Origin of the sequence: Chitinophaga eiseniae (genome assembly GCF_012641265.1) — a bacterium.
GTDB lineage: Bacteria > Bacteroidota > Bacteroidia > Chitinophagales > Chitinophagaceae > Chitinophaga > Chitinophaga eiseniae_A.
On the sequence record NZ_JABAHZ010000003.1, the window covers coordinates 567,869 to 585,446 of the forward strand.

At 48.4% G+C, this 17,578-nt stretch carries 12 protein-coding genes; 9 read left to right on the plus strand and 3 right to left on the minus strand.

Annotation, left to right across the window (positions count from 1 at the left end; all coding sequences use genetic code 11):
* The first annotated feature begins 3 nt into the window (after nucleotides 1-3).
* From HGH91_RS16175 to HGH91_RS16205, 8 genes are read left to right on the plus strand one after another with little or no spacing between them, the layout of a single operon-like run.
* Complete coding sequence (locus HGH91_RS16175) at nucleotides 4-414, plus strand: GPW/gp25 family protein (protein WP_211092320.1); 411 nt, start codon at nucleotides 4-6, stop codon at nucleotides 412-414.
* Nucleotides 411-4,208: a hypothetical protein gene (locus tag HGH91_RS16180; RefSeq protein ID WP_168739832.1), complete on the plus strand. Its 3,798-nt coding sequence runs from the start codon at nucleotides 411-413 to the stop codon at nucleotides 4,206-4,208. Before HGH91_RS16175 ends, HGH91_RS16180 begins: the two co-directional genes overlap by 4 nt.
* 23 nt (nucleotides 4,209-4,231) lie before the next feature.
* On the plus strand, nucleotides 4,232-5,011 hold the full coding sequence (locus HGH91_RS16185) for a hypothetical protein (RefSeq protein ID WP_168739834.1): 780 nt from the start codon (nucleotides 4,232-4,234) through the stop codon (nucleotides 5,009-5,011).
* Between the two features lie 11 nt (nucleotides 5,012-5,022).
* A complete protein-coding gene (locus tag HGH91_RS16190) occupies nucleotides 5,023-7,878 on the plus strand; it encodes a hypothetical protein (protein ID WP_168739836.1) in 2,856 nt (951 codons plus the stop codon).
* Nucleotides 7,878-11,573 carry a contractile injection system tape measure protein gene (locus HGH91_RS16195; protein WP_168739838.1) on the plus strand — a complete coding sequence of 1,232 codons (3,696 nt, stop codon included), beginning with the start codon at nucleotides 7,878-7,880 and terminating at the stop codon, nucleotides 11,571-11,573. The genes HGH91_RS16190 and HGH91_RS16195 overlap by 1 nt, the downstream gene beginning before the upstream one ends.
* Entirely contained in the window at nucleotides 11,558-12,895 is a 1,338-nt protein-coding gene (locus HGH91_RS16200; protein ID WP_168739839.1) for an ATP-binding protein, read from the plus strand. Before HGH91_RS16195 ends, HGH91_RS16200 begins: the two co-directional genes overlap by 16 nt.
* 28 nt (nucleotides 12,896-12,923) lie before the next feature.
* The gene (locus tag HGH91_RS31520; RefSeq protein WP_317166834.1) at nucleotides 12,924-13,130 is read left to right on the plus strand and encodes a GDCCVxC domain-containing (seleno)protein; all 207 of its coding nucleotides are present in this window, start codon (nucleotides 12,924-12,926) and stop codon (nucleotides 13,128-13,130) included.
* A 29-nt stretch (nucleotides 13,131-13,159) separates the two neighbouring features.
* Nucleotides 13,160-14,557: a hypothetical protein gene (locus tag HGH91_RS16205; RefSeq protein ID WP_168739841.1), complete on the plus strand. Its 1,398-nt coding sequence runs from the start codon at nucleotides 13,160-13,162 to the stop codon at nucleotides 14,555-14,557.
* A gap of 40 nt (nucleotides 14,558-14,597) precedes the next feature.
* Here the strand turns inward: HGH91_RS16205 and HGH91_RS16210 are convergent, their stop codons facing one another.
* Genes HGH91_RS16210 through HGH91_RS16220 form a run of 3 tightly spaced genes read right to left on the minus strand, consistent with a single transcriptional unit; the run spans nucleotide 14,598 to nucleotide 16,888 of the window.
* Entirely contained in the window at nucleotides 14,598-15,485 is an 888-nt protein-coding gene (locus HGH91_RS16210; protein WP_168739843.1) for a dienelactone hydrolase family protein, read from the minus strand.
* A gap of 6 nt (nucleotides 15,486-15,491) precedes the next feature.
* Nucleotides 15,492-16,235: a GNAT family N-acetyltransferase gene (locus HGH91_RS16215; protein WP_168739845.1), complete on the minus strand. Its 744-nt coding sequence runs from the start codon at nucleotides 16,233-16,235 to the stop codon at nucleotides 15,492-15,494.
* A 53-nt stretch (nucleotides 16,236-16,288) separates the two neighbouring features.
* Nucleotides 16,289-16,888 (minus strand): Crp/Fnr family transcriptional regulator, encoded by a 600-nt coding sequence (locus HGH91_RS16220; RefSeq protein WP_317166835.1) that lies wholly within the window; start codon nucleotides 16,886-16,888, stop codon nucleotides 16,289-16,291.
* Between the two features lie 69 nt (nucleotides 16,889-16,957).
* On the opposite strand from HGH91_RS16220, the gene HGH91_RS16225 reads away from it, so the two are divergent.
* Nucleotides 16,958-17,512: a nucleoside triphosphate pyrophosphohydrolase family protein gene (locus HGH91_RS16225; protein ID WP_211092321.1), complete on the plus strand. Its 555-nt coding sequence runs from the start codon at nucleotides 16,958-16,960 to the stop codon at nucleotides 17,510-17,512.
* The last annotated feature ends 66 nt before the right edge of the window (nucleotides 17,513-17,578 follow it).

Here is a 17,578-nt window from a genome sequence, read left to right on the forward strand (position 1 = left end):
GATATGAAGTCCTTTTTAGGAACGGGTTGGAGCTTTCCCCCTTCCTTTGATAAACCCAACGCATCGGTGCTCATGGTATCAGATGCCAATGATATTGAAGAAAGCATCCGCATTATTCTCAGCACCCTTCCGGGCGAACGCATCATGTTGCCGGATTTTGGTTGTAATATCCATAAGCTGGTATTTGAAGTAGCAGATGCCCGGCTATCATCAGAACTCCATCATGTCATTTACCACGCCTTGCTGGAATATGAACCCCGCATTAAACTGGTGGAATGCGTGATAAGCGACCAAACCATGGAAAGCGGTGTGTTATATGTACAAATCAACTATACCATTATTGCCACCAACACCCGGCATAATATGGTATATCCGTTCTACTACCTGGAAGGCACGAACATCGCTACCCGATGAGTAATTATTTTGAAAATATGCAGGATGGGCTCAGCCAGTTCGAAAGACAACTGGATGCGCTAAACCCTGAATATGTGAAAGTGGATAACCGGAGCAATTTTGATCTGCTGGCGCAACTGACGGCATTGTCGACTGAGTTTAATTACTATAATTTCCAGGACCAACGGGATGGCGACTGGCAGGAGTTTTTTCATTCCGACCTGGTGATCATGTTGATCCTTGCAGCCAATATCCAGTTTACCGAATACGAAGAAAAATATCTTTTCCTTCGGGATGCACTGGGTAAGTCCGGTACAGAAGCTACGCTCTTCCGCCATACGGCCGCCTTCTTTTCCCTGCTATATGATATTGCTATTGTACTGATGGATCTGTTACAAAAGCTAACCGGCGCCGATAAGCAGCAGTCACTCCAGTATTATATACAGCAGGTGATCCACACTGTAGCAGAGGAAACGGCGAAATTATACCGTTACGAATTACAGGTAAAGGAACTATTCCCTCTCGATAATGCCCGGCACCATACGCTGCGTACGGCAGACACCTCGCGGCAACTTCAGCTGTTATTTCCCGGCCTCTTCAGTCCAACCGTTACAGGAGATGAAAGCTTCAGCGGGTTTTACTCATTGAATGAAATTTATGATACCCTGCGCACCAAATTCTACCAGATCTCCAGCGCATCCGCCTATTACCTGAAGAACCAGTTGCATCACCAGCAACATTCGCCGCATATGGGGTTGCTGATGACGTTTACAGAGCTGTACAAACACCTGCAGGATCAGATCAACGAAATTCCCCGTCGCCACCTGGACTATTACTACCACACTGTATTGAGCATGCCACAGGTAGCCGCGGTACCAGACAAGGTACATATCCTGATCAACCCGGCACCGCAGGTCGACAACCTGTCGCTCGACAAAGGAGAAGTCGTACTCGCGCCTCACAGCGCCCGCAAAGAGCCGCTGCAATACGAATTGCTGGAATCTTTCCGGACGCACAATACCAACATTATAGCGCTGCATACCCTGTATGTAAGTAACTACCTGCAGATTGCTTCCAATAACCTGCAAACCAATGATATCCGCGAAGCGGCCCTCTACCAGGCAGTTCACCCGGTAATACCTCCACCCGCTTTTGCAAAGCTCACTATACCACCGGTTACCTGGCCTTTGCTGGGAGAAGACCAGCACGACTTATCCCCATCTACCCGTACCATGGAAAACAGCTCGCTGGGATTTCTCGTAGGGTCGCCGGCGTTATATCTTACAGAAGGCGTGCGCTCCGTACAGGTAAAACTTCATTTCAATGAAGCATCCTTTGCGCAACTAATGAAGTATTTAAAGAATTTCTCCGACGTTACCCGCCGGAGCTTCACCATTATCACCAATGAGCTGATGTCTGGCGCCTTTCTATTATCGTATACAACGCTAAAAGGCTGGACTAAGATACAGCACTACAATGTACGATGCAGCGCTGTAGAGCAGGCAGACAATGCCATTGTGATCAACTTCCTGTTACGCACCCACGAAGAAGCCTTTTGTGTGTACAACCCGGAAGTACATGGCGCGCATATCTCCTCAAAATTACCGCTGTTAAAGGTATTGCTCAACAACAACAGCTTCCATCACCCTTACTCTTTTCTCCGTAGCCTGGCGCTGGAAAGAGTCACCGTTACGGCCAACGTAACAGGCTACCGCTCTGTGAAGCTGGATAACAATGTGGGAGAACTGAATGCCAGCCATTCTTTCCGGATGTTTGGCTCGCTGCCTGCGGTAGGGTCTTTCCTGGATATCTGCAATACCAATGTGTTTAATAAGTACACGACAGATTTCAGCGTGAAACTGGAGTGGCTGGATCTTCCTAAAAATATCAATGGCTTCGACAGCTACTTTTCCGCCTACGAGGCCGGCATGAATAACAATGCTTATAAAGTAGGTATCGGTAGCATCAACAACGGCGTCTGTTTGCCGGAACGGGGTAACCAGGAAGAGTTTCAGCTATTCCATACCACACGCAATAAGGAAGGAGATTTGTACCTGGCAGATATTTCCATCATCAAAAGCCCCGACTTTACCAGGATTAGTTTTCCCAATGCCATGAAAATGGACAAGGAGTCAAAACATAGCAGCAACGTGTATAAGCAGGGCGCTATCAGGCTGGAACTCACCAGCCCTTCGGAAGCTTTCGGGCATCAGCTGTATGGGATTATCTTCCCGGAAATCATTTTATATAATGCGCGGCACCCCAACCGGAAGAAGCCGTTGCCTGCGCCGCCCTATGTGCCGATGGTAAAATCCATTTCGATAGATTATACCCTGGAACATTCTGAATCATTGAAGCCGGTAAAGACCGCTCCCCGGGGCGAATGCCTGGAAGTGCACCATATCGGCATCTTTGGTCATGAGGAAATATATCCCGGTCCCGGTGTCAATTATTTTCCCTTGCTACCCGTCATTAATGAAGCCGGGTATCTCTATATCGGTTTCGACCAGCTGCAGGCGGGAGAAGAGCTATCATTGCTGTTCCAGCTGGAAGATAAATATTTCACTGATACCACTACCAAGCTCACCCCACTCAACTGGAGCTACCTGGCAGATAACAAATGGTACCCTTTTGAAAGCAAATGCCTGTTATCAGACAACACCAACAACCTGGCGCGGAGCGGCATTGTAAAGATCCGTGTGCCGGCCGGGATCAATAACCACAACAGCGTGATGACGCCCGGCACCTGGTGGATCAGGATCTCCACGCCTTCGCATGAATGTATTACCCCCAGGGTAATCGGCATTTTTCCCAATGCCGTGGCCGCAGGAAGAATACTGGATGAAGGCGGCTATTCGCTGGAAAGAGTAGTATCCATTCCCCCGTTAACGATAAAAAAAACCAGGAAAGATATCCGCACTATCCAGGCTATCTGGCAGTTATTTCCCTCCTTCGGCGGGCGCAAAACAGAGTCGGAAGATAAATACTATACCCGGGTAAGTGAACGGTTGCGGCATAAACAGCGGCCTGTTACTTCCATGGATATTGCCCAGGTGTTGCTGGAAGCTTTCCCGGAAATCCTGATTATTAAATGTGTGACAGCAGCGCCTACTCCCGGGGGAGAAGATATATGCATTATCGTAGTACCGCGGCAATCGGACAGCGGACTATTTATCAGCACTGAGCCCAAAGTTAACCTGGATACGCTTTGCCGCATCCAGGCGTTTATGCAGGAACATATCTCTCCCTTTGTCGCTATCTCTATCCGCAACCCTGTATATGAAAGTGTGAAAGTGGTATGCAGTATCCAGTTCCAGGATCCCTCGGATAATAACCAGAACAGCCATTTACAGCAGTTGCAGCTGGATATCCAGAAATATCTTTGTCCCTGGCTGTTCGATCCTGCCTCTCATTTGAAGATAGGTAGTACCCTGTATAAATCGGAGTTATTGAACTTCATCAACCGCCAGCCTTATGTAGCCTATATTACCGGTTTTTCACTCGTGCATTTTTATTTTTCGAAAGATGAGGTCACCGGCACCATGGTGGCGATGGCTACAGATACCGCCATAGGCGATCTGCAGGAAATCAGGCCCTCCCTGTCGCAGTCGGTATTGATTCCATCTACAGAACATCTCATTACCGTATTGCATGCACCGGAATACAAAGAACCGCAAGCGCTGGGCATCGATGCGCTGAAGATCAGCAACGAACTAATTATTGGCAACCACCCGGTAAACTTTACACCCGTGGATGACCGGCCGGATCACTCGCCCGACGAGGAAATGCTGACCATCTCCATTACACCACCATAAATGATCACATTAATATCTTTCACATGGATACACAAAATAAAAAAGTATACGGGCGCGATGAGCTCAAACAATATTTCAGGAACGGCGTAATGCCAACGGAAAATCACTTCGGTTACCTGATCGATTCTACCATCAACAAACAGGAAGATGGTTTTTCGAAAGATGAAGACAATGGCCTGCGGGTAGCTACCCTGGGCGATTCCAAGCGCCTGGTATCTTTTTATCGTGCTACCGACGACCTGGAACCTTTCTTCTGTATGGAAAAAGACGAACAAGACTCTCCCGGCCTGCGCATAAAGCCTGGCGCCAGCAAAGACGATCCGGCTGAACAGGAAAAAAGTTTCTTTTTCCATATGAATGGAAATTTGGGTATCGGTAAAAAAAGTGATCCCCGGTTTAAAGTAGACATCAACGGCTTCACCGGCATGCAAGGCCGCATGGGCACCTTCAAAACCGGTACAGTGCCCGCCGATGGCAAGTGGCATCCAATATTGGAGCAGTTGGATAATTGCCAGGCATTTGAAGTAATGGCCCGAACCGGCAGGAAAGGAGCTGGCAGAGTAGCTATTCTGCATGCTACTGCTTTAGCGGCATATGGCGGGGCACATAACCGCGTGAGCCAGCGCTGCGCCCACTACGGCTTTTTCTGGAACAAAATTAAACTACGCTGGAAAGGCGGTACCCATAACTATGCCCTTCAGCTCCGCTCCAACAGCAATTATGGCGAAGGCGTGGAAATCTTCTACCACATTACCCGGCTCTGGAGCGATGACCTCTTTATGCCCAACGAATACTACTATTAATTGTGTAAGATATGCCCGGTACCCCCCTTCAAATCGACAAAGATAAAGCCGTTGCCACGGCCATGGATTTTGATGCGTTAATGACAGAGGCAATTGCCCGTGTGCAGGAGCTGTCGGGCGCCGAGTGGACCGACTATAACCTGCACGACCCCGGCGTCACCATCCTGCAACAGCTGTGTTATGCCATCACCGACCTGGCCTATCGCACCTCTTTTCCCATTGAGGATATACTGGCAGATAAGAAAAATAATATCGAGCCGCTGGACCACTCCTTTTTCCGGCAGGCAGAAATGCTCACTTCTTCACCGGTAACGGTGAATGACTATCGTAAAATGGTGCTGGATGAAATAGATGCCATAGAAAATATCTGGATAGAGCCGGTGCAAACGTGGCAGTCCTCCGGTTGTACGAAAGGCGTATACCGCGTATTTATCCAGGTGGAAGATAATATCGCTCAAAACATGAAAGCCAATGAAGCGCTGGTGCAGCAATTGGCAGAGCAGGTGGATAACCTGCTGCACACTTACCGCAACATCGGGGAAGACTTTGAGCGGGCGGTGATCCTACAACCACAATATTTTTACATCAAAGCAGAAATATTTGTCGACAGCCGGCAGGATCCACAGCAAATCCTGGCGCTGATGTGTAACTCATTTGAGATGACGCTGCACCCCCCGGTGAGATTTGTATCTGCTGCTGAAATGTATATCAATGGCTATACTGCAGCAGATATATATGCAGGACCGTTGTTGAAAAAAGGCTTCGTGGTAGATAGCGACCTGCACAACAGGAAAACGGCGGTAGATCCGGCAGACCTGATGAAAAGCGTATCGGAAGTGCCGGGCGTCATAAAGGTAAAAGCAATTTACCTGGCTGATGAGGATGGCGCCTTCCAGCCCAAACCTGTAAGGATCAAAGAAGGCTGTTATCCTTTCCTGGAAATGGTGAACGACAAACATGAGATAAAGATTTCCAGCGACCGCTTTGAATATAACCTGCGTGACGCAGGCTTCCTCAACATGTACGAACAGGTGAAAACAGTGGCCCGCAGGAAATTTGCCGGGCATAAGAATGCAGAAGCTTCCAAGCCGTTGAAAGGCACCTATCGTAACTTAGGAAAATACTTTTCCATCCAGGAACAGTTCCCTGCCGTTTATGGCATTGGCAGCGAAGGCCTGGAAAAGGAGGCGCCAGCGCTGCGCAAGGCGCAGGCCAGGCAACTGAAAGGTTACCTGCTATTCTTTGAACAACTGCTGGCCAACTACCTGGCGCAGCTGAATAATATAGGACCGCTCTTCTCTCCTTATCTCCGTCAAACGCCGGCAGCTACCTATGCTACACAACCGCTATATGACGCACCACAGGTGGCTGCGCTGCTGAAGGCATTCACAGGCGGACAGCCCGGCGTTTCCTGGGACCATTTCCGGGAAGATACCGGGAACGCCTATATGAAAAAATTACAGGCAGCTATTGAACCTGACAAGATATTCCAGGACCGGAAAAACAGGATCCTCGACCATCTGCTGGCCAGGTTTAACCTCGTACTGCTGAAATACCCGGTTAACTTTTATGAGCAGGTGTATGGTCACGACACACCACCGCAAAGGATTAGCCACGAGCTGGAATGGAAAGCAGACATACTCCGTAATCTACCAACACTTAGTGCTAACAGGAACCGGTCTTTCAACTACCGGGAAGATATTTACGCAGGATCGGAGCTTTCTGGCTATGAAAATCTCCTGCATAAACTATTGCATATCAGGGTGGAGAAAAGGAAGCGTTTAACGGCAGCCTTCGATACCGGTAGCTGGAAAGTATCAGCAGGCAAGCATTCAGATACCGGGTTGCATGTACACCTGGTAAAAGAATTCAAAGTAAAAGACGAACTTATTAAGGTAAATATGGCCGAAAGCGAGTCTGGCGAGGTGATTACAGGGAAAAAATTTGACTACGGGCGGCAGTCGGTATCATTGCTCCGCTATGGCCTGGACATTAAAAACTACCGGGTGATACTCGACGACGAAGCCAATAGCTACCTGGTGGTATACCGCCAGTCGCCGCATGCCTTATGGCAGGTGGTGAGCCGGGAAAAAACCCATAAAGAAGCATTGAATTCACTGCTGGAGATGATGGACCATCTGAAAAAAATCAGTATTGATTCGGAAGGATGCTATCTGCTGGAACACCTGTTGCTAAAGCCCGCTTACGGGGACCAAAGCTTTGGTTACCGCATCTGCAGCGGCTACGATACCCTGAGGCTACAGCATGCCCGTTGGCTTACACTGGAAGAGCGGGACGAACAACTCCGGAAGCTGCTGGCTATGGTATCTTCTATGCAGGAACCAGCCCCCTATAAGCACTGGCAGCTGTTGACAGAGGATCATCGCATTTATTTTTATCCGGGCAACTCACCGGAGCTCTTAACGGCGGAACATTTCAGGCAGGATGCGTACCGGGCAGCTGCCGAACGTGCCATGACGGATCTGCTGCTGTTGCTACGGCAAATGAAAACCAATCAGCCCCGGCGTATACGCATGGAACCCTATGTAAAATACGGCGCTTCACAAATGTTGCAGGAAGACTTCTTCAAATTCGGTATCAGCATCATCCTTCCCTCCTGGCCTGCCCGCTTTCAATATAAAGAGTTCAGGAGCTTTGCAGAAGAATTATTCCGGGAGCACACCGCGGTACAATTCCGGATGCATTATAAATGGCTGGGTATTGCAGATATGCAGGCGTTTGAGTCGCTTTATTTTAACTGGCTGAAAACCATGCGGGGCGAAGGCGACCGGCCGGCGGCGGGCGAAGGGCTCATTAAATTATTGCTGAAAGACCCGGCATTTGCTCACTATGTAGTAGACGAATAATGGAAGAACACATCATCCGGAGATACAGCTTTGATATCACCTATGATTCCCGCCCCAGGGCCTTTGCCCTGCAGGATAAGGTGAGCATGCTTTTCAGGCAAAGCATCAGCACCGGCATGGATGAACTGCTGCAACAACTGATTCCTGCCGATATGATGGCGTCGATAGATGAACTGGTACTCGACATCGGGCATATTCCTTTTAACGACCTGGAAGCGGAACTGCCTTCCCGTATCCTGTCGGCCTTGCGGCAGGCATTATCAGACCTGCTACACCACAACCACGCCGGCACCCAACATAGCATTAACGGCGAAATTACCATCCGCAAGGGGGACGAACGGTTGCTGGAGCTATTGACATTCTTCCTGTTACAGGGCGTCATGCCCTGGTGGGCAACTGCTGCCGAGCGTGCACAACCCGGCGATATGGCTTTACAGTTGTCCAAAATGTCGCCGGGTAAGCTGGCAGATTTCCTCCGCAATATTGGCCGGAACAGCGCCGTACGCGAACGGATCGTGTGGCAGTTTCCGGTAGTGGTGTTACAGGCCATCGTGGAAGTACTGGAACCTGCAGAAGCGCTATTTATTATTGCCGGCAACCGGGAAATCTTACTCCTGCAACAGCAGCAACAGCTGTTACACACCGAAACCAGTGAACTGGAAAAAGCATTGTGGCTGTTCATGCTCACCTATCTCATTATGGAGCGGGGCAGCAATTTTAACAGGAAAGAATTTGTGCGCAGTAATCTCCTGAAACTGGCAGGGCATTTTAACCTGTCGTACGATACGGTGCTGGAATTATTCTTCGAGGCGCTGTCGCGCTACAGTACCGGCTTACCGGATACCGGCCTGGCTGCCTACATCAGGCAGCTATACGAAGAGCTCACCAGGAAACCCCTGCGAAAATCCATCTTCGGAAATGATCCTGCCTACAAAAAAATAATGACCGACACGGAAGACCAGATTACCATCCTGCGGTATTACCTGCTGTATGGCGCTATACCGTGGTGGGCGCCCGGCATCACAGAAGCTTCGTTACAACAGATGCTGGTGCATACAGGCTACCAGGCATCGGCAGCATTAAAACAGTTATTGCAGCAAGTACTGCAACAACAACCGGCCGTACACAGGTGGAAAAAGCTGATGCATACTCATGCAGCAACAGTACAAAAAGAAAAGTATTTACTGGAGATAAAAACATGGGCCGATGCCACGATGGCAAGCGCCCCACTTGACGCAGACACGACACCAAAACAACTGTTACTCCGCGACGTGATCCTGCATTTGCTGACCTATGGGAGTATATCATGGTGGGGCAAAGACTATGCACATTTTTCACTGAATAGCTTGCTCGAACAGCTGGCTGGCCAGCATCCGGAGCAAACAGTCAGCATCCTGGAATATGCAGGCACCTTGCCCGATGCCATGTACCGGTTGATCACCGGCGTAAGGCCCGAAATATTTTTCCGTTTGCTGAAGCACAACGGTATGGATACCACTATGGAAGAAGTATACAACAACGTATATACGTTGTTATTGACGGCACAGCAGCTGGTAACTATTACCAGCCTTCCATTAGAGCAGTTTGTATTACAGGCGCTATGGCAATCACTGGCGGCAGCGCGTTATAAACGGATCAGCAAAACGGCGTTGCTCCAACACCTGCTCACTCCGGCATGGTCGGCTACACCGGTGGCATCGCCGCATATGATCCGGTTTTTATTGCAACAGCTATTGCCCGTAATTCATCATCTCCCGGGTAATGCTTTGCTGGCAAATGACTTACAGGAATGGGATATGGCGCCACCACCACAGCAAACATTCCACTTACCAGCGGAAATACATGCGCCGCCAGCCATGGTAGCCAGCTGGCTGCAACAATTCCTGACCACGGGACAATTACCGCCCGCAGCGCATCATACAGATATTGCTTACGCCGCGCAATTACTCCAATGGCTATACGAATACCACCGGGAATATCTCAAAATACTACAGGACAACATCACCTTATCTCCACTCCTGTTCCGGCAGCTGGAGGAAATATTCCTGCAACTGGAACCGGAGGTGGCGCCCATACAGGCTTTGCTGCAACCCTGGCTGGAGAAAACGATGCAGACAGATCTCTCCTTTACCGGGAGCAGCAACAGTCAGCTTTACCAGCCATCAGTGGCATTCCGGTCTTTGTTGCAGCGCATGCAGCGCTACCATGCCATTACAACAGAGCGCCAGCAACAAACGTTGCTGGAAGAAGCGCAGCAACTGGTCGTAGCATTCCTTACCAGGCACCGGCTGCCGGAACAACTGGGAAACCTTTCGTTATCTGCCACCAATGATATCCTCAAAGCAGCGGTAATATTGCTGTTTAGAGCAGCTCCCGCAACGCTTCAGCAATTATTTACCGGTTACCGCCAACAACTGGCAGCAAGATTACAGATCTACAGTTTATTTTCCTTTTATGGGGGCTTGCCCGACAGCGATATCCGTCAAAGCCTGGACCTATACGCCGTACAGGACAGCCTGCTGTTATTCCAGGAAACAGCCGGCGCCGCGATCGCCGACAGCATCACCGATCTACGGAAAGCCATCCGTTTTTACAAGCAACGCAGTCAACAGGAAAGGAAGGTCTTCTACAGCAAAATATTACAGCACTCAGCACTCATTGAGCAAATGGCCCGGCACCTCGACGACGACTCCTTCCTGGATATTATGCAGGACACGCCCACCGGCTGGGCCGGCAATACACCCGATGCGCTCCATGAGTTACAACAGCTGTTGGCAGGTTTGCTACCAGGCAGTCTCGAAAAAGCAGCACTGCAACAGGTATTCCGGCGCTTCCACCTGATGTTGCTGGGCGCACATATACATGTGTATGACGCCAGGAGCTATGCTACCCGCTTCCTGGATTTTATAACCATGTCTGCTCCTGCCATTGCTAACTTACTTATATTGCAACTGGCTAAAACACCACAGCAGGTCACCGTATTGTCACATACACATATACGTGGTATACTACCGGTATTACAGCAACAGGCGCTGAGCCATATTACGGCCAGGCAACACCAATTGTTGTTACGGGAAAGCCTGTATGAAAAAGAACAGGCGCCACTGCGGCAGCAACCAGTCGTTCCCGGAGTGGAGATAGCAGAAAAGGAACCAGACAGTTGGTCCAGGGTAAAAAAGCCCCCGCTGGATACCATCTATACCGGAAATGCAGGATTAATCCTGTTACATCCTTTTCTTCCATTTGGCTTTAAGCGGGTAGGACTGGTGAATGATGAAGGATTTGTAAACCGGGAAGCGCAACATCGCGCCGTACACCTGTTACAATACATGGTGAATGGAAAAGAAATACACGCCGAACATGAGCTGGCATTGAACAAATTACTCTGTGCCGTGCCCCTCGAAGAACCGGTACCGGCCGAAATATTACTAACAGACGAAGAAAAACAGCTTTGCCGGGAACTGCTTACAGTCGTGATCCAGCGTTGGGAGAAAATGAACAACTCTTCGATAGAAGGCTTCCAGGCAGCTTTCCTGCAACGCGAAGGTGCACTATGGCAAAAAGAAGACGACTGGTGGTTACGGGTGGAAGAAAGAGGCTATGATTTAATTTTACAAACGTTACCCTGGGGTATTGGTATGATCAGAACGCCCTGGATGGAAAAAACAATTTATACCGAATGGGCATACAGTTAATAGCATCCAATGCAACCGTCCTGGAACAAGAGCTGGAGTGGTTCCAGTTGATGGCGACAGCACGCATGCAACAATATTTTCAGCAAACAACAGTGGATCCACCTGCTCCACCGGACCTCTCGAATGATCCATCGGTATATGCACAGGTGGTACGGCATTACGGCATGACCACCGCAGAACGTATCATTTTATTGCTGGCACTCATTCCGCATATACAACCACAGCTGCTCGATATCTTTTTCGTAAAGAACGCTACCTACGACCGCGGTTTTACAGAATTCGGCGGCATTAAAGGACAATCACACGGCGGCTTTCTGCCTACCGGCGAAACAGCCGCTTTCCTGTTGGCTACAGATGGCTTGCAGCAACGTTTTCAATTAATCCGCTATTTCAGCCCGGATCATTTTTTTGCCAGGCTCCAGGTACTAAAATTAACACCCGCCGGCGATGAACCGTTACTGAGCGGTACGCTGAACCTGTATCCTGAATACCTCAACTTATTCACCCAGGGCCAGCCACATCGCCCGGATTACAATGTACAGTTTCCGGCCAAACGGATAGAAACCGGCATGGAATGGGACGACCTGGTACTGGAGCCTCATGCCATGGAAGAAGTGGAAGACATCCGCACCTGGATACAACATGGCGGCACTTTATTGAAGGACTGGGGTATGAGCCACAAAATAAAACCGGGATACCGCAGCCTGTTCTATGGCCCTCCCGGAACAGGAAAATCGCTGACCGCCTGCCTGCTGGGCAAGACTTTCAACATGGACGTATACCGCATCGATTTATCGCTGGTGGTATCCAAATATATCGGTGAAACGGAAAAGAACCTGTCGCAGGTATTCGATAGAGCTATCCATCAGCAGTGGATCTTATTCTTTGATGAGGCAGATGCGCTATTCGGAAAACGCACACCCACATCATCGTCAAACGACCGCTATGCTAACCAGGAAGTAGCCTACCTGTTGCAACGGGTCGAAGATTTCCCCGGGGTAGTAATATTGGCCACCAACCTGAAAGCTAACATTGATGAGGCCTTCGCACGCCGTTTCCAGTCAATGGTCTATTTTTCCATGCCGGGCCCCGAACAGCGGTTACGCATCTGGCAACAGTCATTCCCTGAGCATATTACACTGGAAGACAAACTGGACCTGGAAGACATAGCGCGCAAGTATGAAATGGCCGGAGGAACTATTATCAATGTGGTACGCTACAGCTGTCTGATGGCGTTGAAACGCGGCGACAACACCATCCGCCAGAAAGATGTAATGGCGGGTATCCGCAAAGAATTCGGAAAAGATGGGAAGATTGTATAAACAGCGACGAATTATTTAAAAGCATGCCATGGACATTCAATTAACAAGTGTTATCACCTGCCCCTTCTGCGGACATCAACAAGCAGAAGAAATGCCGGTAAATGCCTGCCAGTATTTTTATGAATGTAAAAATTGCCACCAGCGGCTCACGCCTAAGCCAGGCGATTGTTGCGTATTCTGCAGCTATGGATCGGTAAAGTGTCCTCCTGTTCAACAAGGGGATTGCCATTGCTGATTCATATAGTATATTTGGTAAAAAAACCGATGAAAACAATCTGCCTTCTTCTTGTATTGTTAATCCCGTGTACCAGGGCGTCGGCACAACAGGTGGCATTTGAAGTAAAATATTCAGAACCATTGGCTGTTTTAAATTTTGTGGAAAACCTATCCAACAACGCGCCTGACAACCCTTATAAAACAGCTTTTACCAACTCCGCGTTCCACCAGGAAAAGTATACCAACCTTATTGCTGCATTTGATACGCTGAATATAGATTACAGCTACGAATTCACAGAGTATCCCTATGCACAGAAAATAGGCGGATCAACCGCCTCCCTGCTAAAGCGAAATTTAATCACTACTGATGATCTTGATAATTTCAAACACCAGTCTGTCGGCATTATTCCCAACAGCAGCTTGATAACGTTGACGGCTATCCTACGCGAATTTACCCCGGTATACCGGGAGGTAATATATACGCCCAATAAAGCGCTGTTTGAAAAACAACTAAAAGATATAACTGCGCTGATAGATTCAAATCAACTGGCCAACTATTTCAACATAGGACTGAAATTCTATGACTCGGACTGGGATCGGTCTATTCCACTGGTATTTTCGTTTTATCCGCTGCCGGCTTCAAAAAAAGGATTTACCGCTACCGCATTTTATAACCATGCCGTGAGTGCTATCCCGAGTACCTTAACGGACTACCAGCAGTTGCTGAGCGTACTGCTGCATGAAACTTTTCATATCCTGTATGATGAACAATCGCTGGCCCATAAAAGAGCCATTGAAAGCTGGTTTAATACCCATCCGTCTAAAAACAGCCGGTATGCATTTTTATTATTAAATGAGGGACTAGCCACCGCGCTGGGCAATGGATATGTATACGGACAGCTAAAGGGCAAGGAAGATACAGCATCGTGGTATAAACGCAAATACACGAATCTCATCGCTAAAAAAATATACCCGGATGTTAAAGCCTACGTTGAACAAAAGAAGCCCATGGACAAGGCATTCATTGATCGTTACATCACCCTTTACGACGAAAACTTTTCCAGCTGGCCACAGGAGCCAGACAACCTGATGACAGACCGCTATGTACTAACGGATAATGCCGCCGACTTCAATGTGATTGATGGAAAATTCCGCTACCGGTCTATGTCGCAATACGAAGACCATATATCAGAAAGTACGATTGATAAAATGAGCCAGGCGCCAATTACTAAGATCGTCATTATTTCCCGGGATCATAAAAAGAAGCTCCAGCTGGTAAAAAATAAATTCCCTGAATTGCAGCGCTGGCAGCCCAGGGAGCAGGCTGATTTTAGCTATGCGGTATTTCTGAAAGACAAGACTTATTTACTCGTGATCAACCTGGTGAAAAATACGCTGGAACAGGCGCTTGACACCTTATCGGTAAAGGAACAGCCTATACCATAAAGGCATGCCCGTACCTTGGGTACGGGCATACATTGCACCCTTACTTACCTAATTTCTCTTTAAAGAAATCAATGGTACGCTTCCAGGCTAATTCCGCCGCGGCATTATCATATCGGGGAGTGGTATCATTGTGAAAACCATGATGCGTTCCGGGGTAATGATATGCCACGTATGCTTTGTGGTACTGCTTTAAAGCCCGCTCATATGCTTCCCATCCACTGTTAATGTGTGCATCTGTTGCTGCATAGTGTAGTTGAAGCGCGGCCTGTATATTCGGTACTTCTTCCAGTGGCGCCTGTCCTCCATAAAAAGGAACGGCAGCCAGCAAGCCAGGTATCCTGGCTGCCATCATGTTGGCAATCCAGCCGCCGAAACAAAACCCTACTACACCCACTTTCCCGTTACAATATTCACTATGGCGGAGGTATTCAAACCCGGCAATAAAGTCTTCCAGCATTTCCGGCGGATTCCTTTTGCTGTGTAATTCGCGCCCGGCATCATCGTTGCCGGGATAGCCGCCGAGCGGACTAAGCGCATCCGGCGCCAGGCTTACAAAGCCGGCTAAAGCAGTACGCCTGGCCACATCTTCAATATGCGGATTCAGTCCCCTGTTTTCGTGCACCACCACGATACCCGGCAAGGGCAACTCAACACCCGCAGGTATACACAACAAGGCTTTTATAGTACCTCCGCCTTGGGGAGAAGGATAACTGATATATTTTGTAATGATGCGGGGATCGTCGGCCCGCACCTGTATCCCGCCCTGGTAATCCGGCATCAGGAAGGCAAGCAGGGAGGCTACGGTCCACCCATTTACTGCATAGGCAGATAGTTGCGCAGTGAACTCCTCCTTGCTCAGGCGGTTGTGCGCATAGTCGTTGTATAATTCAAAAACAGCGGGTTTGATATCTTCTTTTCTGAGCTCCATATCAGGCTATTTTAGTTGGTAGTTCGTCATTTTAAAATCTTCTGCAAACCCCAGCTTCAGATAAATATTTTTCCCCATGGCAGATGACTGCAAGGTAGCCATCTCCTTTTGTTGCGCAAGCGCACTATTCAGTAACATGGCCATCACTTCTTCTGCAAATCCCTGCTTCCGGTATGCCGGAACAATGCCCACTCCATGTATGCCCACCAGGTTGCCGGTTTCATGTACGATAGCAGTACCCATAGCTTCCTGCTGGTGATAAACCAGGTAATACTGTACATCTTCCCTGGTCTTGTTCAATATATCGGCGGCAATGCGATATCCAAAACTCAATGGATACAGTGCTTCCCATGTTGCTGCCTGCTCCCCTGTGTTTACGTGTACCAGGTTCAACCGGTTTGATTGCTCAAAAGCCTTATCCAATTTCAGCGACATCCCGGTTTGTTCGGATTTTATGGAAAACCCCAGCTGTTCGAAAACAGGGCGCAAGTCTTGCTGTATATGCCCCCAATAGCTGACGGTTAAAGGCACTGGCGCATTTTTGATCACATCGGCTACTGTTCTTATGGTGGCGGCATCTGCATGGCTGTTCAGCCAAATCCTGTTGGGCCATTCGGAGCCAGGCACCAGGCAATAATTAAAACCGGTCTGTTGAAAGTACTGCCCTGCCGCACTGCCGGCCAGGGTCCACAAAGAAGTTAAGTTGTGTATGTTTTTTTCCGTTACGAGGGAAACAAAATGCTGGTTCATCTGGCAAAATTACCGCCAAATCGCCTCATTACACTTTACATATGTTGATTCAGCTATTTTTTCTCCAGCTCTTTACGGATCCGGCTTAGCTGGGTAGGGGTTACCCCCAGGTGTGAAGCGATATGCTGTAGTGGAATACGTTTCTCTATATTCGGATATTCGGCCAGCAGTTGCTGGTACCGGATGCCGGCGTTTTCCATCACCAGGGAAATTTCCCTTCGCTCTTTGTCAATGATCCAGTTTTTTTCGAGATAGGCGATGTAAAAATTTTTCAGTTCCTCATGCTGGTAAATCAATGCCTTGTATTCGCTGTAATCCATCCTGATGAGGGTGGTATCTTCAATGGCCTGCAGGGTAAATTCGGAGGGTGTTCTCAAAAGCGCTGACACAGTAGATCCGGCAAACTGTCTTTCTAAAAATATATTCTTATTGTAAGTACTCCCATCCCTCCCGGTAAAATAAGCGATCACGGCTCCTTTACAAACAAAGTGAAGATGCCTGGATACCTGCCCGATATTTAACAGGATCGTTCCCCTTTCCAGCTGGTGAAAGCTCACAATATCTTTCAGCAACTGAAACGACTTGGTTGAAACTGGATAATAGCTGAGGATCTTCTCTTTAAATGCTGTTAAATATTGGGCTTCGGCTGTCACTGTTGTTATTTTATCGGTATCAAATATCCGAAAATAAACAAAAAAGGCCCTTAAAAGCCACATCATAAGATGGATACGGCTTTTAAGGGCATGGCCACCAAAGCATCGGCCATTTTCAAAACAATGCTTATTTTCGGGGCTATTAAATCTTATTCTATCATGGAAGATGTAAAGGCATTAAATAGTGTGGCGGAGTTTCACTCCACTTTCAAACACCCCATTGAAAAATCGCCCGTTATCCCCAGCCAGCAAAGATGTGATTTGCGGGTATCCCTGCTCCAGGAAGAGCTGAATGAACTGAAAGCTGCTATTGCCGACAATAATATCACCGAGGTGGCCGATGCGCTCTGCGACCTGCAATACGTATTATCCGGCGCCATCCTGGAATTTGGCCTGGGCGAAAAATTTAATGCCCTTTTCAGTGAAGTGCACCGGTCTAATATGAGCAAAGCCTGCAAGTCGCAGGAAGAAGCAGAAAAAACGATTGCCCATTATAACAACGCAGAAAATACCGAGTGTTATTACAAAAAAGTAGAAGATCTGTACCTGGTATACCGGACCTCCGACAATAAAACACTGAAGTCAGTGAATTATGCGGCGGCCCAGTTACAGGAGTTACTGTAAAGTGCGGACCGCGATTTTTTTTCTCGCAGAGGCGCAAAGCAGCAAAGATTGAAGCGAATTTTAAGC